Annotated in this window: 16 protein-coding genes and 1 tRNA gene; 7 read left to right on the top strand and 10 right to left on the bottom strand. The window is 40.4% G+C overall.

From position 1 onward, the window contains the following. The first annotated feature begins 3 nt into the window (after window positions 1–3). Together polA and coaE are read left to right on the top strand one after the other, a co-directional pair. Window positions 4–2,895, top strand: coding sequence for a DNA polymerase I (gene polA / locus BMY21_RS07615; protein WP_074642442.1), 2,892 nt, complete (start codon window positions 4–6; stop codon window positions 2,893–2,895). Further along, complete coding sequence (gene coaE / locus BMY21_RS07610; protein ID WP_074642439.1) at window positions 2,895–3,485, top strand: dephospho-CoA kinase; 591 nt, start codon at window positions 2,895–2,897, stop codon at window positions 3,483–3,485. Before polA ends, coaE begins: the two co-directional genes overlap by 1 nt. Here the strand turns inward: coaE and BMY21_RS07605 are convergent. Together BMY21_RS07605 and BMY21_RS07600 are read right to left on the bottom strand one after the other, a co-directional pair. Next, the gene (locus tag BMY21_RS07605; RefSeq protein ID WP_074642437.1) at window positions 3,482–5,317 is read right to left on the bottom strand and encodes a tetratricopeptide repeat protein; all 1,836 of its coding nucleotides are present in this window, start codon (window positions 5,315–5,317) and stop codon (window positions 3,482–3,484) included. The two genes, coaE and BMY21_RS07605, sit on opposite strands and share 4 nt — an antisense overlap. 11 nt (window positions 5,318–5,328) lie before the next feature. Next, complete coding sequence (locus tag BMY21_RS07600) at window positions 5,329–6,303, bottom strand: hypothetical protein (RefSeq protein ID WP_074642434.1); 975 nt, start codon at window positions 6,301–6,303, stop codon at window positions 5,329–5,331. A 154-nt stretch (window positions 6,304–6,457) separates the two neighbouring features. On the opposite strand from BMY21_RS07600, the gene BMY21_RS07595 reads away from it, so the two are divergent. The 4 genes from BMY21_RS07595 to BMY21_RS07580 all read left to right on the top strand — a co-directional run bounded on the left by BMY21_RS07595 (window position 6,458) and on the right by BMY21_RS07580 (window position 9,274). After that, the gene (locus BMY21_RS07595) at window positions 6,458–7,012 is read left to right on the top strand and encodes an STAS domain-containing protein (RefSeq protein WP_074642432.1); all 555 of its coding nucleotides are present in this window, start codon (window positions 6,458–6,460) and stop codon (window positions 7,010–7,012) included. A 398-nt stretch (window positions 7,013–7,410) separates the two neighbouring features. Then, on the top strand, window positions 7,411–8,475 hold the full coding sequence (locus tag BMY21_RS07590; protein ID WP_074642429.1) for an FPP/GGPP synthase family protein: 1,065 nt from the start codon (window positions 7,411–7,413) through the stop codon (window positions 8,473–8,475). Continuing rightward, window positions 8,469–8,987, top strand: a complete 519-nt coding sequence (locus BMY21_RS07585; RefSeq protein ID WP_074642427.1) for a tetratricopeptide repeat protein — start codon at window positions 8,469–8,471, stop codon at window positions 8,985–8,987. The genes BMY21_RS07590 and BMY21_RS07585 overlap by 7 nt, the downstream gene beginning before the upstream one ends. Then, window positions 8,984–9,274, top strand: a complete 291-nt coding sequence (locus BMY21_RS07580) for a hypothetical protein (RefSeq protein WP_074642425.1) — start codon at window positions 8,984–8,986, stop codon at window positions 9,272–9,274. The genes BMY21_RS07585 and BMY21_RS07580 overlap by 4 nt, the downstream gene beginning before the upstream one ends. A gap of 6 nt (window positions 9,275–9,280) precedes the next feature. Here the strand turns inward: BMY21_RS07580 and BMY21_RS07575 are convergent, their stop codons facing one another. The 6 genes from BMY21_RS07575 to BMY21_RS07545 form a co-directional block, all read right to left on the bottom strand. After that, window positions 9,281–10,477: a protein-glutamate methylesterase/protein-glutamine glutaminase gene (locus tag BMY21_RS07575; protein ID WP_074642422.1), complete on the bottom strand. Its 1,197-nt coding sequence runs from the start codon at window positions 10,475–10,477 to the stop codon at window positions 9,281–9,283. 24 nt (window positions 10,478–10,501) lie between these two features. Continuing rightward, a complete protein-coding gene (locus BMY21_RS07570; protein ID WP_074642419.1) occupies window positions 10,502–11,323 on the bottom strand; it encodes a CheR family methyltransferase in 822 nt (273 codons plus the stop codon). Window positions 11,324–11,389: 66 nt separating this feature from the next. Continuing rightward, window positions 11,390–12,409 carry a sugar kinase gene (locus BMY21_RS07565; protein WP_074642417.1) on the bottom strand — a complete coding sequence of 340 codons (1,020 nt, stop codon included), beginning with the start codon at window positions 12,407–12,409 and terminating at the stop codon, window positions 11,390–11,392. A 40-nt stretch (window positions 12,410–12,449) separates the two neighbouring features. Then, window positions 12,450–13,088, bottom strand: coding sequence for a bifunctional 4-hydroxy-2-oxoglutarate aldolase/2-dehydro-3-deoxy-phosphogluconate aldolase (locus BMY21_RS07560; protein WP_074642414.1), 639 nt, complete (start codon window positions 13,086–13,088; stop codon window positions 12,450–12,452). A gap of 98 nt (window positions 13,089–13,186) precedes the next feature. After that, on the bottom strand, window positions 13,187–13,744 hold the full coding sequence (locus tag BMY21_RS07555) for a flavin reductase family protein (protein ID WP_074642412.1): 558 nt from the start codon (window positions 13,742–13,744) through the stop codon (window positions 13,187–13,189). 430 nt (window positions 13,745–14,174) lie between these two features. Further along, window positions 14,175–14,247, bottom strand: a tRNA-Asn gene (locus tag BMY21_RS07545). Between the two features lie 111 nt (window positions 14,248–14,358). Between BMY21_RS07545 and BMY21_RS07540 the strand changes: the two genes are divergently transcribed. Next, the gene (locus tag BMY21_RS07540; protein ID WP_074642408.1) at window positions 14,359–15,000 is read left to right on the top strand and encodes a 5-formyltetrahydrofolate cyclo-ligase; all 642 of its coding nucleotides are present in this window, start codon (window positions 14,359–14,361) and stop codon (window positions 14,998–15,000) included. 43 nt (window positions 15,001–15,043) lie between these two features. On the opposite strand, the gene BMY21_RS07535 is transcribed toward BMY21_RS07540, so the two are convergent. Beyond that, the gene (locus BMY21_RS07535) at window positions 15,044–18,178 is read right to left on the bottom strand and encodes a FlgD immunoglobulin-like domain containing protein (protein ID WP_256210321.1); all 3,135 of its coding nucleotides are present in this window, start codon (window positions 18,176–18,178) and stop codon (window positions 15,044–15,046) included. 28 nt (window positions 18,179–18,206) lie between these two features. Beyond that, window positions 18,207–19,265 carry a PorV/PorQ family protein gene (locus BMY21_RS07530; RefSeq protein WP_074642403.1) on the bottom strand — a complete coding sequence of 353 codons (1,059 nt, stop codon included), beginning with the start codon at window positions 19,263–19,265 and terminating at the stop codon, window positions 18,207–18,209. Window positions 19,266–19,392: the final 127 nt, after the last annotated feature.

Genomic DNA, 19,392 nt, shown 5'->3' with positions numbered 1-19,392 from the left:
CTCATGGAATTTGATGACAAAACAGTATACGTATTAGACAGTTATGGCTTAATTTTCAGAAGCTATTTTGCATTTATAAACCGCCCGCTTACAAATCCGCGCGGCGAAAACGTTTCGGCCCTCTTCGGCTTTTTCAGAAACTTTCATTTTATCCTTGAACATTACAAGCCAGGTTACATAGTTGCAGCCATGGACAGCAAAACTAAAACCTTCCGTCACGAAATGTACGACCAGTACAAGGCAACCCGCCCAAAAACTCCAGAAGATCTTCACGCACAGATTCCGTGGATCTGCGACACCCTCAAAGCCCTCGGAATCCCGGTTCTTCAGTGCGACGGCTACGAAGCAGACGACATCATTGCAACCGTAGCCCGCAAGTGCCGCGAAACAGGCCGCACCTGCCGCATCCTCAGTGGTGACAAAGACCTCATGCAGCTCGTAGACGAAACCACTCAGATTATGAAACCCGAAACAGGCGCCAACACTTGGAAGGTAACCGGCATAGAAGGCGTTGAAGCCGAATGGGGTGTAAAGCCTCCTCAGCTCCTCGACCTGCTTTCCCTCTATGGAGACACCGCCGACAATATTCCTGGCGTTCACGGAGTCGGCGTAAAAACCGCTTCCAAACTCCTGGGCGATTACGGCGACCTCGACGGCATCTACGCCCACATCGACGAAATCAAAGGCGCAATGCAGAAAAAGCTCGCCGACGGTAAAAAAGATGCCTACTTCAGCCGCGACCTCGTCCGCCTCTGCGACACCGTTCCGTGTCCTGACATCGACGCCGCCATCAATTCCGACAAATACACCTTCAACTACCACGCCGCCGCCGACCTCCTCATGAGCTTCGGTGTTCCGGCCGTAGCCAAAAGTTACGCTGCTCTTGGAGTTGAAAATGGACAGGCAGGAGGGGAAGTCTTCCCCCGCTCTAATGGGGAAGCCGTTAAAAAACAAGCTGCGGCAGCGGGTTGTTTTAGGCTTGACCACCAAAATGCGCACAATCAGGCTATGCCTGATTGTCCTTCATCAGAGAACTCGATTATTCATTCAATCACCCAAAACGACACTTCATCTTACAAGGCCCTCACAACTCTAGCATACCTCACAGCTTATATAGATTCAGCTCTCAAATCAAAGGCCGTTTCCTACGACAGCGAAACCGACGGCCTCGATACAATCACCGCAAACATCCTCGGCTTCTCCCTCTGCTGTGAAGAAGGAAAAGCCGTATACATACCAATCTCCCGCGACGGCGGAGATCTCTTCTCTGAATCTGTTGGAGTTCCTCTCAAAGACGCACTCACACAGCTTCTCCGCCTCTTTGACGCAGACATCACCTTAGTAATGCACAACGCCAAGTTCGACCTCAAAGTTCTTGCCACAAACATCAGAAAAGCAGGCTTTAAAGACGCAGACACTATCATCAATAAGATCTTAAAGGCAAAACTTCACGACACAATGATATACGCCTGGCTTCAAAATCCTGAACGACTTGGCAAAAACGGCTACTCACTCGAATTCCTCGGAGAAACAGTACTCGGCCTTAAAGGAATTGAGTTCTCAGAACTCGTCTCAAAAGGCCAGACCTTCGCCGACGTTCCACTCGAAAAAGCCGCACCATACGCCGCCGAAGACGCCGACTTTACACTCAAGCTCTATAACAAACAGCAGAACACAAACGAACTCTTCGCACTCGAAATGTCCATCCTCCCCGTTCTCACCCGCATGGAGCTCACCGGAATCCATCTGGATACCGCTACACTCCACGCCTACAACAAGGAACTCACAGAAGGAATCGAACAGGCCGAGCAGGCAATCTACAAAGAAGTTGGCCATGAGTTCAATATTGCATCTCCAAAACAGCTTCAGACAGTTCTCTTTGAAGAACGCGGACTCAAAGCCGGAAAGAAAACAAAAACCGGCTACTCAACAGATACTTCCGTTCTCGAAGAACTCGCTGCCCTCGATCCAGTCCCTCGCATGATTCTCGACTACCGCGAAATGGCAAAGCTCAAATCAACATATGTTGAAACACTTCCAAAGCTTACAGACAACCAGGGCCGCATCCATACAGATTTCGTGCAGACAGGAACCGCCACCGGCCGTCTCTCATGCCGCGAACCAAACCTTCAGAATATTCCGGTACGAAACGAAGCCGGCCGCCGCATCCGTTCAGCTTTCACAGCTCCAGACGGAAAAGTCCTGATCTCTGCCGACTACGCACAGATTGAACTTGTAGTACTCGCACATCTTTCAAACGACGTAAATATGTGCAAAGCCTTCAATGAAGGAACAGACGTTCACAAGGCAACAGCTGCCCTCATATACGGAGTTGAGCCAGATGCCGTTACCCCGGATATGCGCCGTACCGCTAAAACAATCAACTTTGGTGTAATTTACGGAATGTCTGCATTCCGCCTTGCAAACGACCTTGGCATTTCCCGCACACAGGCTTCAATGTTCATTGATAACTACTTCCGCATGTACAGCAGCGTAGATGCCTTTATCAAAGAAACAATTCAGAAAGCAGAACAGACAGGCTATGTAGAAACAATCTTTGGACGCCGCCGTCCAATTCTTGCAATCAACAGCCGAAATAAGGTAGAAAAATCAGCTGCAGAACGAATCGCTGTAAATACACCGGTTCAGGGCTCTGCTGCAGACATCGTAAAAAAAGCAATGCTCGCAGTTTCTGCCGCCCTCGAGGAATCAAAATCTCCAGCCCGTCTCCTTCTTCAGGTACACGACGAACTGATTTTTGAATGTCCGGACGGCCAGGCAACAATCGACGCAACAATCGCGCTCATAAAAGATAAAATGGAAAACGCTGTCAAACTCAACGTTCCGCTCCGCGTAAGCATTGAACACGGCAAAAACTGGGGAGAATTCCACTAATGTTCGACAAAGGCAGTAAGGCATCAACAGCAGATAATACAACAGGAACTCAGGTAATCGCCGTAGTCGGCCCAATGGCCGCCGGCAAAAACTATATCTGTTCTCAAATGGAAAAAGATGGATGGGCATCCGTGGACGCAGATATTCTCGTTCACGAAGCCATCGAAATTGCAAAAGATCGAATCCTCGACACTTTTATTCCTTATGCCGAACAGCAGAATCTCAAACTTACCAGAATTGACGGCACAATCGATCGACGCTCCCTCGGTAAGCTCCTGTTTGCAATTCCAGAACTGCTCAAGATTCAGGAATCAATTGTGTATCCTATCATAACAAAAAAAATAGATGATTTTATAAAAGAACACAAAAAAACAATTATAAATGCAACCGTGCTTTATAAGACTCCGGAGCTTCTCGCCCGCTGTGAAAAAATCCTGTTTGTAACAGCTCCCCGTCTTACACGACTCAGACGTGCCCGTCGCCGAGATCATCTGTCTTACAGACAAATATTCCGCCGTTTTCATGCACAGCGGAACTTATTAAGAGAATATAAAAAGTCTGGAATTCCTTTAGAGATAATTCAGAATTAAACTCTTGAATGTCTTGAAACAAACAAAACGGATACACAAATCAACATGATGATGTAAAGGACTAGTCCTGTTATCATACCGCCTGAAATTCCAAGTCCACCTAACAGAACGTAGTTTATGAGACGGAACAGGAACATCATCATCTTATTGAAAAGCATCGAAATAAGAATAAACGGAATAAAGGCAAAGGCCCACGAGAACTTAAAATACTGGTTCACATCAATTCTGTTATTCCAGCCGAAGCCTGCGAGCAGAACAAAAATCACAAGAATCCACAACGGGAAATACATTCTGTTCATAAGTGACTGACCGTAAACCTCAGTACAGAAACCATATTTTTCTGCCATTCGAACAAGCTTAATCAAAGAAGGCAATGACATAGATTCCGGGGTTGAAGTTGAACGCTCCAGCAGCAGGAAATCATCATAAGGAATTGAAAGCAGCAGATACTCTGGTGTCGTTGCAGTTTCTCCATTCTGATATGTATAAAGCGGTTCATTATGAATATCAGGGGAGTCTCTACCCACAGACTTCAGCAGAATATATGGAACACAGTCAATACTGTCATCAATTCCCATAAGAGCCTTTGTAGTTGGAGTAAGGGTTTTTACAGAAACAGGAAGAACCTTAGCATAAGGAACCGTCATTGTTCTGAAAACATCACCATTGCGGCTTATAGAAACTACAGTTAATCCACGCAGATACTGAATGGAATTGCCGGTAGAAGCAACTGTTGTCATTCCCTTAAAATAGACAATATCGCGTGAACCGTCTGCATATTCATAGGCAAAATAAATATCATTTGCGCTTTCAAAACTCTTAAGTTCGAAGGTTTCATCTACAAAGAAACTGCGTTCATTGATACGGTTTTCAGCAATCTCAAGATAGAAAACAACATCCGGATCAGACTGCATTTCGCGCGAAGACTGATAAAGCTCGCGGAAAATATAATAAGCTTTCAAATCATCTTTTTGAACAAGAGCAAGATATCCCTGATACTTCTTTTCAAAAATTAACTGCCCTTCTGTTTTTGCAAGATTATGATATTCAGTAAGATTATTCCAGGCTGCTGTAGAAAGCTTTTTCAATTCTTCAAGATTCGGATCCTTTGGAGTAGCAAGCTTAATTCCAAGTTCTGAATAATAATGTGCATTGAACCATTCTTTTTTATCAAAGGCCGACTGAGCTTTTTCATATAACTGATAAACCTCATTTATCTGCTTTGCATCAATTACAACACGATCTACCTTTTCAGCTTCTTCAACAGATTCATAAAGCTTAAAACGGATATTTGAAGTACGGGCACGGTTAATCTCTACGTCAGCACGATCTTTCAGATTGATTGCATTTTTCTCATTCGGGCTGAGTTTAAGAGCAGCTTCTGCATAATTCATGGCACGCTCGTAATAGCCGTTATCAAAAAGCTTGTTTCCAACATTGATATAATCATTAACAATTTTAGGACGATTTATAATCGAAGCTTTTTTATTTGCAGTAAGAAGGCCTAATACTTCAGAACATACAGTCAAAAAGAAAGCAATCGAAATTGAAACAATCATAACCATCTTAAAACGTTCCATCATAGCCTTTGAGAAACGTTCTGTACTTCCTTCCGGATTACGACCAAAATGCACTGAGCAGCTTACAACAAAACCTGTTATCACAACACCAGGAATATATCTTCCAAAGTTCTGAAGGCTTGTCATTATTTTATAAACAACAACAGAAGATTCTGGAACAGCAGCAGGAATATTGCTCATAAAACCTGCAACAAAACTGACTACAAGTCCGATTGCTACGAATATAGAAAGTATGCCAACTAATTTTTTCATATTCTCTTCCCCTATCTAGCCTTTTTAGCATGCTTTCGGATTGCAAACTTTACAACACCAGAGGTTATAAAAAGGAAAGCAAAGAAACAGTTGAGTATAAAAAGCAAAGGCTCGCTTACTATTCCACTAAGTGCCTTAAGAAAAGTCTTAGTCATAATTGTCGTTTTTATAGAATCAAACATCGGAGTAAAATATACAGAATTAAGACACAGAATAAGCGCAGTTGTAATAAACAGGATTACTGCATTTAAAAGTCTCCAGTCAAAGAAATTTGTAATTCCATAAACTGAACAAAGAAGTAGTACAAAAGAGATTAAAGTAAGAATATGCTGAATACCACCAGAATAAGCACCACTTATCATGGAATTAAGAAGTCTGAAATCCACAGGAATCGGATTACTATTTTCTCCAAAAATATTCTTCAGCTGAACTTCACGGAAAGGCTGTGCCTTACGGTTCAATACAAAATTTGAGTTATCTCCAATGGTTTTATATTCAACTCCGCCATTTTCTGTTGTATCAATTATGATTGCCTGTGCTTCCGGAGCTCTACCCTTCGTTGATACACAGAACTCCGTTGTAAAATAATAAACATCATCATCAACCTTTCTGAAATAATTCGGAGAAAGAGATTCAGTTTTATTTTCAAAGGTGAATTTACGAGAACAGAAATCCTTAAGCTTAAAAGTACATGGAACAAACAATGCCCAGGTTAAAGCACAAAGAACAATATAAACAGTAAGCTGCAACGCTCCACCCGGATGTCTGATTCTGTAATAAGAGATTAAAGGAAGAATAAAAATCTGCATACAGAACATTACATAAAACAAAGACTTAAAAAGCTCTTGATCTCTAAAAAATGTAATATCACGACCTGCAATAAATCCAAGCAGATTCAGATAAAGAGAATATAAAAGTGTTCCAAGAATAGTTCCAGGAATCAGAATAATAAAATAAATTAAGGCCAGTTTTAATGCTTTTCTCATAATCTTCCTTATATATTATAATACATTATAATTATCGGTATAAAAATGGTATTTTTTTAATATATAAAAATGATTTAGAAAAAGTACGATTATTCCGATAATAAGTTTGACATATAATGCATTTGTTAGATATAATAAGAAGATAGGATTATATATGGATAATAATAACGGAATTATTCCAGGTTTTGACAACGACAAAGATGACAGCCTTACTATCTCTCTGAGAAAAGCTGAAGGTGTACCACATGGAATGTTTATCTATCTGAGTGGATATATCGATACATACAATTCAAGCTTTTTCCAGAAACAAATACAGAAAGTAATGGATGCAGGGTTTATTAACTTAATTTTCAATTGTTCTTCATTGAATTATGTATCTTCTACCGGAATCGGATCATTTACAGTGTTCCTTAAGGTTGTAAAGCCAAAGGGTGGAGACGTAATTCTTCTTGAAATTCAGCCAAAGGTTTACGAAGTATTCCAGCTGCTTGGTTTCTCTCAGTTCTTCAACATTAAGAGTACAGCAGATGAAGCTATCGCCTACTTTAATAACGGTGGCACAGATTCCGGTTCTTCAGTATTCCCACTCGTAATTTCTTGTCTTGTATGCAATAAGAAGTTACGTGCTACTAAATCAGGACGCTTCCGCTGCTCAGGTTGCCGCTCAATTCTCGCAATCAACGAAATGGGTGAAGTTTCACTGGGCTAAATAATAAACAAATCAGAATGCAAAAGACCTTCAGTTTTCTGAAGGTCTTTTTTTTTATTTATTTTCGTTTCACGCGTGAAACAAAAGCGGTGGATAAATTGTGGATAACTTATGAATTTTTCACAAATTATTCACTACTTTTTAACTTTCTTTTGCTTAAAAAGAACTTAAAATTTTAGCTTGCTTTCAATCTATATTTTTAATTCTTTATATTATATAGAATTAAGTCAACTGTAATAAATTTTCGTAAATTTTCGTACTTTTTTTAGAAAACACTATTGACAAGTCATTTTGACACACTGTGGGTTAAAAATGTGGATAACTTGTGGGTTAATAGTGTACAAGCGGTGAATAATATCTATTTGTCTTTTTATCAAAACTTCTATATACTTTAAAGTATGAATACAGAATTCAAAGAGATGCTGGATAAGATAGAAACAGCACTGCACAATGCACTTCCTCAAACCTCAAAAACTGCAGACTGGATACCTGCATCCTTCGGGTCACTTCCAGAAGGCGCATCTGCTGAATATATAGATAAACTCATTGAACCAAATTATGCCCTGATAACTCTTGGCGGTAAAAGATGGCGTCCACTTCTTTTGATGCTCTGTTACAAACTTGCTTCTAAACTTACAGAAGAAAAAGGCGGAAAACCTGCCCTCACAGAAGAGCAGACCTACTCTATTACAGCTCTTGTAGAGTTTGTACATACAGCGAGTCTTATTCATGATGATATTGAAGACAACGCAGATCTTCGCCGAGGTAAACCAGCTGCACATATAACATACGGACTTGATACAGCCCTTAATGCAGCTGCCTGGCTTTATTTTGAAGCTCCGGTCTGTATAAATCAACTCAATGCATCAGATTCACTCAAGCTTGAGCTGTACAAAACCTATACAAATGAACTTCGCCGCCTTCATCTTGGACAGGCAATGGATATTTTCTGGCATAGAAACGCTGAAGTATTCCCTGCTAAACAAGAATATCTTGCTATGGTAAAAAATAAGACCGGAACTCTGGCAAGCCTTGCAGCAAAACTTGGTTGTATTGCAGGCGGACTTACAGCAGAAGAGGCAGAACGCTTCGGGGCAATTGCTGCAGATATTGGTATTGGCTTTCAGATTATTGATGATGTAATCAACCTTACAACAGGAAATCCTGGAAAGAAACGTGGAGATGACATCGTTGAAGGCAAAAAAAGCCTTCCAGTGCTTATTCACACCACAGAACATCCGGAAGATAAACAGAAAATCGCAGATTATATGAAAGAAGCTGCAGCAAAGGGAATTGAAGCATCTGCTGTAGAGCAATGTATATCACTGTTAGAGACCAGCGGCTGCATCAAAAAAGCTGCTGAACAGGGCCGTATCCTTATCGAAGAAGGCTGTGCCCGCTTTAACTCTGACCAGATAAAAGAGCTTTTCACTTCTATGATACCGGAGAATTTCAGATGTTAGAAAGATCAGACACACTCAACAATCAGGCTATTCTCCTTGCTTCCGACGGCGCATACAACGAAGCTATTGCCTGCTTTAAGCGTGCAATCGTAATCGATAAGGAAAACTATCTTCTCTGGTTTAATCTTGGAGTTACCTATAGAGACGCAGGAAATCTGGAAGACGCAGAAAATGCCCTTGAAACAGCTTACCGCATTGCTCCAGAAAAAGAAGATGTAGCAGAAACCTATGCAACCATCTGTCTGATGCAGAAAAAACATGCTAAAGTTCAGTGTATCTGCATGGATTCGCTTGATTTGAATCCATTGAATCCTCATTTATGGAATCTGCTTGGAGTAACCGAGTTCCAGAGCGAAAACTACGAAGAAGCTTCAAGTTATTTCGAACAGGCAGTTTCAATCAATCCTTATTATCTGGATGCTCTTTATAACCTTCGCGACACTTATTCTGTCTTGCATAATCACAAAGGAGAATCTGCCTGCGAAGCCAGAATTAAGGAGCTGGACAAATGACAGACGAAAACATCACAATCGTAGAAAAAAACATTCACCGTACAAATCTTCGTCGTCTGATAGATACACTTTATCTTTTTGTACCGATTGCATTAGCCTTTGCAGGCTGTTTTCTCGCTGCCCCACTCTGGACACTTATAACAAAAAAAGAAGCGGTACCTGAGTGGTTCCGCTTTGTCTGTGCAACAGTTCTTTTTGTAATTGCCGTTACCTTTGTCTTCATCAAGACCAGAAAAATAAACCCGATCATGAAGATCGGGATTTTCAGCAATAACAGTAATCAATAAGTGGTTCTAAGCCAGCAGATGTTCTTTTGCCAGTTTACTGATTTCGCCAGCCATATCTGCAAGCGCAACCTGCTTCTGAACGCCACCCATTTCAAAGGCAACCTTCGGCATACCGTAAACTATACTTGAATCTTTATTCTGGCCAATTGTCCAGGCACCTTTTTTACGCATTTCTGTAATCTGAGCCGCACCATCTCGTCCCATACCAGTCATAATTACGCCAAGAGCCTTGTTCTTAAAGATATTTGCAACAGACTCAAAAAGTACATCACATGAAGGTCTATGACCGTTTCTAGGCTCATCCTGAGAAAGCTTAATAAAGTTTCCAAGAGGTTTATGTTCAACAAACATATGATAACTTCCCGGCGCAATATAAACATGACCGCCGAGAATAGGTTCTCCGTCCTTAGCTTCAGAAACAGGAAGCGGACAAATATTATTCAGACTGTTAGCAAATTCTGCAGTAAAGCCAGCCGGCATATGCTGTACAACAAGAACAGGCTGCTTAAGATTTGGATCAATATCCTTAAATACATCGCGAAGTGCATTTGGACCACCGGTGGAGATTCCAATTGCAATCAACTCAATCTTTCCGCCTTCGCGTTCAGGAGTAATAACAACAGGCTCTTTAACCTTTGGCTGGAACCAGGTAGAAGGAACAACATCGGCTTTTGTAATTGAAGCAGCTTTAGCAGCCTCTTCACCCTTCTTCTTAATTACAAATCGTTCTGCTTCCTTAAGCTTAATCTGATGATGGAAGAATTCCGGATCAGGAATACTCTTTCCATGCATTGCAGCATAAGCTCCACCATAAGAAGCAATATATTCAACGATTTCACTTGTAACATCGCCAATTTTAAGGGTAACAGAAGCACCAGGCTTTGTAATAAAGTCAGAAGCACCAAGTTCAAGACATTCAATAGTAACTGCAGCACCTTCCGTAGCAACACTGGAAAGAATAATTACAGGTACATCAAGATGCAGTTCTTTTCGTTTTTTAAGGAACTGAAGACCTGTCATAACAGGCATTTCAATATCAAGAAGAATTACATCTGGTTTAGAAGTTTTTAATTTTTCTATAAGATCCTGGCCGTTTTCTGCCTTTCCGCAGACACTCAAACCAGTAGTTTCATCAACAATTCTACCGATAAGATTCCGCATCAATGCAGAATCATCGCATATCATTACTGAAATATCATCCATTATTTTAAATCTCCGATAAAAAGTCTATTTACTAACGCCCTTACCGTAAAAGCAAGCCCATTCAGTCTTAATAAACTCAAAATTAGTCTTCATTCCAAATAATGATTCTGAATGACCAATATAAAGATAAGACTTTGGTCCCATAGCATCATAGAAATGATTTATTACGGCAAGCTGAGCCGGCTCATCAAAGTAAATAAGAACATTACGACAGAATACAACATCAAGGTTTCGGGCACCGGAATCATTCTTAAGGTTATGATAGTCAAAATGGATTGTTTTCTTGATTTCATCCTTAATCTGATAACCGCCATCTACCTTCGTAAAGTATTTTGACAGATAGTTCTCAGGTACTCCATCAACACGTGCTTCCGGATAAAATCCCTGCTGTGCAGTCATGATAGACTTGAGGGAAATATCAGAAGCTGTAATATGGAAATTAAAATCTGGAGGGCAGATCTCCTTCATAATCATAGCAATTGTGTATGGCTCTTCTCCAGTAGAACATCCGGCACTCCATATTTTAATTGTATGGTCGCTGGATGTCTTTTTATTTTCAATTACATGTGGAATTACATAATTCACAAACGAATCAAAATGCGGCTGGTTTCTGAAGAAACGTGTAAGATTAGTCGTTACGGCATCGAGCATAATCTTCATTTCTTCCGGGTCTTTAGAAATCAGTTCATAATATTCCTGAGGCGTATTAAGATTTTTCTTACGAAGCATTTCTTTAATACGACTGTCGAGAATAGATCTGTTCGTAGCCGAGAAAGTGATTCCGCTTTCATCATAGATTACTTTGCGGAACAATTCGTAGTCGGCATCGGTAAGTACGTCTAACATAAATTATATTATACACGAGAATTTTGTAATTGTAAAAAAATTTATTATTTATTTGTTATTTTAGTACTAACGCTGAATTCGGCCAGATCCATTACCTGCGGCAAGTTTTTCAACCTCATCTACACTTACCATGTTGTAGTCGCCTTCGATAGTGTGCTTGAGACAGCTTGCAGCTACAGCAAATTCTACAGCATCCTGAGTTGATTTACCGTTGAGCAGAGAGTAAATAAGACCACCGCCAAAGCTGTCACCACCACCAACACGGTCAACGATATACATTTCGTATTCCTTGCTGAAGCAGTAATCCTTTCCATCATAAAGAAGAGCAGCCCAGTTATTGCGGTTTGCATTGATAGAAGTTCTGAGAGTAATTGCTACCTTCTGGAAACCAAACTTATCTGCAAGCTGCTTTGCAACAGATTTATAGCCTTCCTTGTTGAGTTTACCGCCAGTAATATCTGTATTTTCAGCTTCAATTCCGAATACGTCTTTTGCGTCTTCCTCGTTAGAAATACAAACATCTACATACTGACAAATCTGAGTCATAGCTTCGCGGGCCTGCTCACGAGTCCAGAGTTTTCCGCGGTAGTTGAGGTCGCAGCTTACAGTAGCACCAGCAGCCTTTGCAGCCTTGCAGGCTTCTATACAAATCTGAACAAGGTTACCGCCGAGAGCAGGTGTAATTCCTGTAAGATGGAACCATTTACAGTCCTTAAAGATTTCAGTCCAGTTAAAGTCTTCCGGCTTTGCTTCTGCAATAGAAGAATGAGCACGGTCGTAGATACACTTTGAACCACGCTGACTTGCTCCACGCTCGTTGTAGTAAATACCTACACGGTCGCCGCCACGGGCAATATAGTTTGTGTTTACACCAAAGCGGCGGAGCGAGTTTATTGCAGCCTGACCAATTTCATGTTTTGGAAGCTTTGTTACATAATAAGCATCCAGGCCATAATTAGCGAGAGAAACAGCAACGTTAGCCTCTCCACCACCAAAAGTTGAAGTCATTTTATCTACCTGAACAAAACGGAAATATCCTTCCGGTTCAAGTCTCAGCATAATTTCACCAAATGTAACTACTTTCATATTTATCTCCTTCATGTCATCCCGAACTTGTTTCGGGATCTTACCCTCTAATTTCCTTAACAATTGCAGCAGCCTCGCGGGTCAGCTTTTCAATTTCTGCAAAATTACCGGCGTTAATCAAATCACCCTTCACCATCCAGCTTCCGCCACATGCAAGAATCTTGTCACAGGCAAGGTAGTCGCGAACGTTAGTTGCATTGATTCCACCAGTCGGCATGAACTTCATCATAGTATATGGAGCACTCATAGCCTTAATCATCTTAAGTCCACCGGCATTTTCTGCAGGGAAGAACTTTACAACATCAAGACCAAAGCCAAGAGCAGCTTCAAGTTCAGAAGGAGTCATAATACCAGGAGTAATCGGATATCCCTTTTTAACACAATAATCAACTACCTTAGGATTAAGACCAGGACTAACAATAAACTTAGCACCGGCACCAATTGCACGATCTACCTGATCTATAGTAAGAACAGTTCCAGCTCCGACAAACATCTCAGGGAACTTTTTAGAAATAGCACGAATGCTTTCTTCAGCCGCATCTGTACGGAAAGTAACCTCTGCACAAGGAAGACCGCCCTTAATAAGAGCTTCTGCCAATGGTTCAGCATCACTCACCTTATTCAAAACAACAACAGGAACAATCCCAGTTGCTCCAATCTGCTTTAATGTATCATTCATAAATGCCTCTTATTGCTTTATGTAATATACTAGTATTCTAGTTACACTTATTCTAACACGTTATGAGGAGAATGTCATCAGTAAATTATCGTATATGCTTATCTTAAAGCCTTACCGTCAGAAAAAGCCTTGCCCACTGCTTCGCCAAGAACATTGTAATTATGGGCTACCGGATCATAGCAGATTGGCTTAAGCTTAGATGCATCAATTTTACCGTCTGTAAGTACAGCCTCATCAGCGCTCACGTTTATAATATTTCCTACAATATAATCACTGTCATCGCTCATCTGAGCAACCTCACACTCAAGAACCATAGGAAGTTCATTAAGAACCGGCGCATCAACAAACTCAGACTTTGTAACAGTAAAGCCTGCCTTTTTAATTTTATCAGGCTCAGTATTGCCGCTGACAATTCCAAAATAGTCGCATTCCTTAACATGAGCAGCATCAGCAATACTCACTGTAAAAGCACGACGGGCAGCAATGTTCTTAGTAGTTTTATGACTCTTATCAAGACAGATTCCAATCTGATTTGTATCGTGAATTCCACCCCAGGCAGCATTCATTGCATCCGGATTTCCATTTTCATCATAAGTTGCAATAATCAAAACCGGCATAGGATAAAGATAAGTCTGTTTTCCAAAATTCTTTTTCATGGTTACCTCGTTTTTTAAGTTATTATATTTTAGACTATGGAGCTTGTGACGTCAAATAGGATTTTTTTGTATGAGGGGGAAGTCTCCCCCTGGCTCCAGCCCGCATTCGCGGTCTTCCGCCACCCCCTCTGCGGGGGACACCCCCGCAACGCCCCCATTTAACTTCTGACAGATTATTAAATTACAGACATCTTAATGGCTGCAGGTTTTGCCGTTACAGTCGCAGACCTCCTGTCTGCTCCTTCCACGGCGCCTGCGTTCGCTTTCGGGCACCTCCTGTGCCCGAATCTGAAAAAATGCTGCGCCACTGCTCGCATTTTTTCAGACCGCTCACTCCGTTTCAAAACCTGCAGCAACATTAGAATTTATTTGATTTCTGAAAATGATTTTGGGCAAAAAAAAACTTCTTGATTTCTCAAGAAGTTTTAGGCGGCTGCTGCAGGTTTTGAACCTGCGACACATGGATTAACAGTCCATTGCTCTACCAGCTGAGCTAAGCAACCGTTTGTTCATTGCTGAACGTGAATATTACTATATTGAAATCGCACCTTAGTGTCAATAGGAATAAATAGATTTTTTGTATTTTTTTTTCGATTTTATGATATAATTTTTATATGACCAAAGCAGATATCAGGAAAGAAATTAAAAGCCGTATTTCAGCTCTGTCGGCAGAAGAGTTAAAAGCTCAGTCTGTAGTTCTCTGTAAAAATATTCTCGAATCAAAAGACTTCTTGCGCTGTACTACCCTGCTTGGCTATATGCCTTTACCAGATGAAGCAGATATAACACCTGTAATTCAGGCTGCACTTTCAAAAGGCAAAAAGGTATTTCTTCCTAAAGTCTTTACAGGCACATCTAAGATGGAGTTCTACCTTTACGATAACACAACCAATACACAGACAGGTAATTTTGGGATAACTGAACCTGGTGGTGAAACTCTCAGTTTTACAAAATTTCTTGAACAGCTTTCCATACAGCAGTATTCACCGGCTGCTCATTCGTCAAATTATGTCGATATTGATGAACACGACCAGCCTGTAGAACATATTCTTGTTCTGGTTCCAGGCCGCGCCTTTACAAAGAATGGAAAAAGAATTGGACGTGGAAAAGGCTTTTATGACATTTATTTTTCACATGTGCCGTTAGTTTTTGACATAAAAAAATCCGGCGTGTGTCTGGAATGTCAACTTTTCGAAAACCTTCCAACAACGCCGGATGATATTTTAATGGATAGTATTTATTACGGACAATCCTAAACCGACCCTTTCGGCCCGGTTTTTAACGGATTTCCGATTATTACTATTTCTGGAGAATAAACTCAACGCGTCTGTTCTTCCAGTTGTTATCCTTATCCTTAGGATTTACAACAGGTCTTGTACCACCCATACCCTCTGTAGAAAGAGCAGCAGCACTTACACCCTTCTTTGTAAGGTAAGCCTTGATTGCATCTGCACGTTCCTTAGAAAGAGGCATTGAAGCACGTCCCCATTCCTGAGGATTATCTACAGTCTCTTCATTAGGATTATCAGTAATCTTATTAGCATGTCCTACAATTGTAACCTTGTAGTCCTTGAACTTCTTGAGGATTTCTGCAATACGGTTCAAAACCTTAAGATTGTTTTCAACCTTTGATGCATCAAGCTTAGCATTAGAAGTCTGGAAGTTAGCAGCATCAGATTCGAAGATAATAGAAGGAACTGCCATCTTCAAAAGGTTACCGTCACGGATAACAAGAACATCAACAGGAATTACACCGTTTACAGTAGAAGTCATTCCAAGGTTATCAGTTACAGTAAATGCATAAGGATAGTCCATAGCGGACTGTACGCGCTCAGCATTTCCGTTTGCATCTTTCTGAACATTACTCAAACCGTCCCAGATAATACGTTCTGTAATCTGACTCTTTCCAGAAGTCTTCCAGAAGTCTTTTCCTCTAGGATCTTTGATTGTAAATGACCAGCTCTTAATCTTAGCTTTAGTTGAACCAGAAAGTTTGATGTAAAGATCATCATCTACACCATCGTTATCCGGGCTGAAGTATTCAGGAGCAGTTTTTACACTGAGTTTTGGAGCTGTAGCAGTACAGATAAATGGAGATGAAACTGCACTTACCTTATTACCAGTAATGTAAACAATTTCAAGAGTTCCTGTGAAAGTTCCTTCGCAGGCAACACCGTCTTTTCCAGCACCATTCCAGTTGATTACAGCAGGAAGATTTGCACTGTCTTTTTCTGAAAGACCGTAAACACTTGTTCCGTCTTCCTTACGAACATCAAAGTTCCATGCCTTAATATTATCTGTTACAGATGTACGGATATCAAACTTCTGAACATCAAGTGTACCATCGTTATTAGGAGAGATTCCTTCGTATTCAGCAGTGATATAAGCCTTTGTTTCGCGGTTATCAAGAGTGATTCCCTTAAGTTCTGTAGAGAAGCTGTTTCCAGCATCATCAGTTGAGAAAATCACGATATTATACTTTCCGTCTGCAGCCATATTACCAGCTTCATCAGTTCCATCCCATGTAAAGTTGTCTTTGCTTCCATTCCAAGAGAACTTCTTAACAGCCTTATCTTTTGAATTACGAACTTCTGCATTCCAGAGTTTTTCTGCAGTACTTTCCTTTATTGAAACAGGAATTGTCTTCTGTGCACCATTTCCATTAGGTGAGAATGAATTCCATGATGTTTCTGCAACAAGGTTAGGAGCTGCTGTATCAAGTTCAAAATTCTGAGTAGAAGCAGATGCAGTAGAACCGTTTACAGCCTTTATAGAAAGCTGTGCTGAATATGTTCCATCAGGACAAAGAAGTTTTGCTGAATCTTTTCCATCCCATACAAAGTTTACAGGAAGCTTTTTATCTTCTTTTACAGAATAAACTGTATTACCCTTCTTATCGCGGATAATGAAATCATAAGCAGATACATCTTTTGTTGCAGTTACAGGAGTAAATGTAATTGTATCTTTTACTTTGTTGCCATTTGGAGAGAATGCAGTATCAGACATAGCAAGAAGCAGCTGAGCTTCTGTTGTATCAAAAGTTACAAAGTCAGTAGTCTGGCTCTTTCCAGTATTTCCAGCAAGGTCAGTTCCTGTCAAAACAAAGCGGTACTGTCCCTTATCTGCAATATTTCCTTCAGAAGAAATACCGTTCCATACAACTTCAGTTGGAGGATACTCACCAAAATCATAAGATCTTACAACTTTACCGTCTGCATTCTGAATTTCACCAATCCATGAAGGAACAGCAGCACCATCAGAAGGAACAGGAGAAATCTTAAAGATTACAGAATCCTTTGAACCGGCACCAAATACCTTTTCTGAAGCTGAGATCTGAGCAGATGGCTTATCTGTATCAAGAACAAGCACTGGAGAAGAAATAGGAGCAGGCTCATATCCATTCAGATATTTTGCAGTAACAACAGCCTGATATTTACCGTCCTTAAGCTGTTTTCCATTATCATCATTACCATCAAATACAATAGAAGAAGGTGGAACAGCACCATTATTAGACTGATTATATGTACGAACTGTCTTTCCAGCAAAATCTTTTACTGTAACAGCCCATTCAACAAGCTTATTTCCGCTCTTTTCTTCTGGAACAGGAATTGAAACATCAAGAGTAACAGCAGAAGTCTTGCTGTCTGTTTTTGGAGAGAAGTAGCGTGAGCCTTGTACATAAAGATTTGTAGCAGGTTTTTCAGCAGAATAAATGATGTTTGTGATTGATGCAGGAAGTGAAGTATTTCCCGCACGGTCTGTAGCAGAGATTTCGTAAGAGTAAACTCCATCATAAACCTGAGCATCTGTATCATCAGTACCCTTCCACTGGAATTCTGCAGGTTCTGCATTTACCCACTTTACAGTTTTTACAACTTTACCATCGGCAGCACGGAACAAACCAACCCATTCATCTTCAACAGAACCAGTCTGTTTGATTCTGAGGGCAGCCTTTGCACCTTCACCAAAAATCTTATCTCCAGGTTGAGAAAGCTCTACATCAGGAGCAACTGTATCAACTACAACCTCATATTCCTTTGTTTTACCGGTATTACCGTTATCATCAGTTGCAGTAATATAATAGAAATAATTGCCGTCTGGAGCAGTTTCACCATTGTTCATTGCACCATTCCAGACAACAGTTTCAGGAACTGTAACACCCTGTTTTGGTGTAAATAGCTGTTTAAAGAAAGCCTTGAAAGTCATCTTTGTAGGACGAGCAATCTTATTTTCAATAGTACGAACAACGTTATGGTTTGAATCCATAATAACAAGGCTCCAGCCCTGAACATAACGCTTATCCGAAATCTTCATAGGAATTGCAAGTTCATCCTGAATACCATCATTATTTGGAGAAATATATTTTGGTTCTGCAACTGCAAACACCGTAACTGCGGCCATAAGAAGGCCGGAAATTAAAATCTTCTTATCCATCATTAAAACTCCTTTTTACCTTCTTAAATTATTCCTTTTCATCCCATACTGTAATCTTAGGAGGCTCATTATCAGCCATACCAAGATCAATATCTACACCAGCAGATACAGCATGTACTGTTTTATAAAGATTCTTGTAGCCGGCAGAAACTGTCATTTCACTCTGGCTCCAGCCATTATCTTCAAGATACTGATTGTTTTTTACGTCGAAAGAGAACTTAAAGAGGAAGGCAATTGAAGGAATAAAATTGTTTTTACCCTTAATTACCTCTGCCATATTGAACTTTTCACCTACACTGATGATAAATGCATCCTTAAAGGCAACCTGTGCATTAAAATCAACAATAAAGTTCTGGAAGCAAGGTACTGAAAAATCAAGTCCAAGACCGATTTTTGCAATTTCTGTATTAAGGATTGTTCCTGCAGCACCAGCTTTAAGAGTAGCAAGTGTCGGATATGGTGTATTCTGGGCTTCTTCATCAATTCCCCAGCGATCTACATCACTATACATCTTACCAAGATTAAGCACTGAAGCTCCAATACGGAAATCACTGAAAGGTCCAAGATTTCCCCAGTTATAAAGGGCACCAAAATCTGCATACAAAGACCAGTCATTACCATAAGTCCATGCATAACCACCACCAGCATTAAGACCAATGCTCAGTTTATCAGTTATCTCCTTTGCAAGACCAGCCTTTAAATTAAGTGATTTTCCAAGATGCATTTCCTTAAACTGTGCAAAAGTGCCGTTCATATTACCACTAAAAATAAACATCTTAAATGGAATAAGAATACCAGTCTGAAAAGAAGCACCAAGCTGTGTTTCATTCTCTTTATTTGCTGAATAAAGGAAAGTATAACCTGCTGTAAGGTTTACTCTCTGTTCTCCAGCAATAAGTGCAGGATTTACAAGGATAGAATCTGCATTAGCATCGAACAAAGCTCCTCCAGAAACAGACTTTGCTCCAGAAAGACTTAACGGATTTCCAATAAGAGTCAAATCTTCTCCACCAGCCGGCGGATTGTAAGAATATGCAGAAGTCACAAGCAGGGCAGCTGCAAAGAACGTAAATAAGATTTTTTTCATAAAAAACTCCTTCACAACAAAAACAACGCAGCTCAAAAAAGGCAACGTTTTTATCATTTTTTAAATAATTATATGCCTAAATTAAAACGACATCAAGTTATCTTGAATTATTGCAGTTTTTACCATA

The sequence above is a fragment of the Treponema bryantii genome, from assembly GCF_900111035.1.
Lineage (GTDB): Bacteria > Spirochaetota > Spirochaetia > Treponematales > Treponemataceae > Treponema_D > Treponema_D bryantii_C.
Note: the sequence above shows the minus strand (reverse complement) of the source record. Positions and strands in the feature narration are given on the sequence as shown.

Bases quoted from the DNA above. Each gene is read 5' to 3' on its own strand.
- polA (WP_074642442.1), top strand. From the start codon at position 4: ATGGAATTTGATGACAAAACAGTATACGTATTAGACAGTTATGGCTTA.
- coaE (WP_074642439.1), top strand. From the start codon at position 2,895: ATGTTCGACAAAGGCAGTAAGGCATCAACAGCAGATAATACAACAGGA.
- BMY21_RS07605 (WP_074642437.1), bottom strand. From the start codon at position 5,317: ATGAAAAAATTAGTTGGCATACTTTCTATATTCGTAGCAATCGGACTT.
- BMY21_RS07600 (WP_074642434.1), bottom strand. From the start codon at position 6,303: ATGAGAAAAGCATTAAAACTGGCCTTAATTTATTTTATTATTCTGATT.
- BMY21_RS07595 (WP_074642432.1), top strand. From the start codon at position 6,458: ATGGATAATAATAACGGAATTATTCCAGGTTTTGACAACGACAAAGAT.
- BMY21_RS07590 (WP_074642429.1), top strand. From the start codon at position 7,411: ATGAATACAGAATTCAAAGAGATGCTGGATAAGATAGAAACAGCACTG.
- BMY21_RS07585 (WP_074642427.1), top strand. From the start codon at position 8,469: ATGTTAGAAAGATCAGACACACTCAACAATCAGGCTATTCTCCTTGCT.
- BMY21_RS07580 (WP_074642425.1), top strand. From the start codon at position 8,984: ATGACAGACGAAAACATCACAATCGTAGAAAAAAACATTCACCGTACA.
- BMY21_RS07575 (WP_074642422.1), bottom strand. From the start codon at position 10,477: ATGGATGATATTTCAGTAATGATATGCGATGATTCTGCATTGATGCGG.
- BMY21_RS07570 (WP_074642419.1), bottom strand. From the start codon at position 11,323: ATGTTAGACGTACTTACCGATGCCGACTACGAATTGTTCCGCAAAGTA.
- BMY21_RS07565 (WP_074642417.1), bottom strand. From the start codon at position 12,409: ATGAAAGTAGTTACATTTGGTGAAATTATGCTGAGACTTGAACCGGAA.
- BMY21_RS07560 (WP_074642414.1), bottom strand. From the start codon at position 13,088: ATGAATGATACATTAAAGCAGATTGGAGCAACTGGGATTGTTCCTGTT.
- BMY21_RS07555 (WP_074642412.1), bottom strand. From the start codon at position 13,744: ATGAAAAAGAATTTTGGAAAACAGACTTATCTTTATCCTATGCCGGTT.
- BMY21_RS07540 (WP_074642408.1), top strand. From the start codon at position 14,359: ATGACCAAAGCAGATATCAGGAAAGAAATTAAAAGCCGTATTTCAGCT.
- BMY21_RS07535 (WP_256210321.1), bottom strand. From the start codon at position 18,178: ATGGATAAGAAGATTTTAATTTCCGGCCTTCTTATGGCCGCAGTTACG.
- BMY21_RS07530 (WP_074642403.1), bottom strand. From the start codon at position 19,265: ATGAAAAAAATCTTATTTACGTTCTTTGCAGCTGCCCTGCTTGTGACT.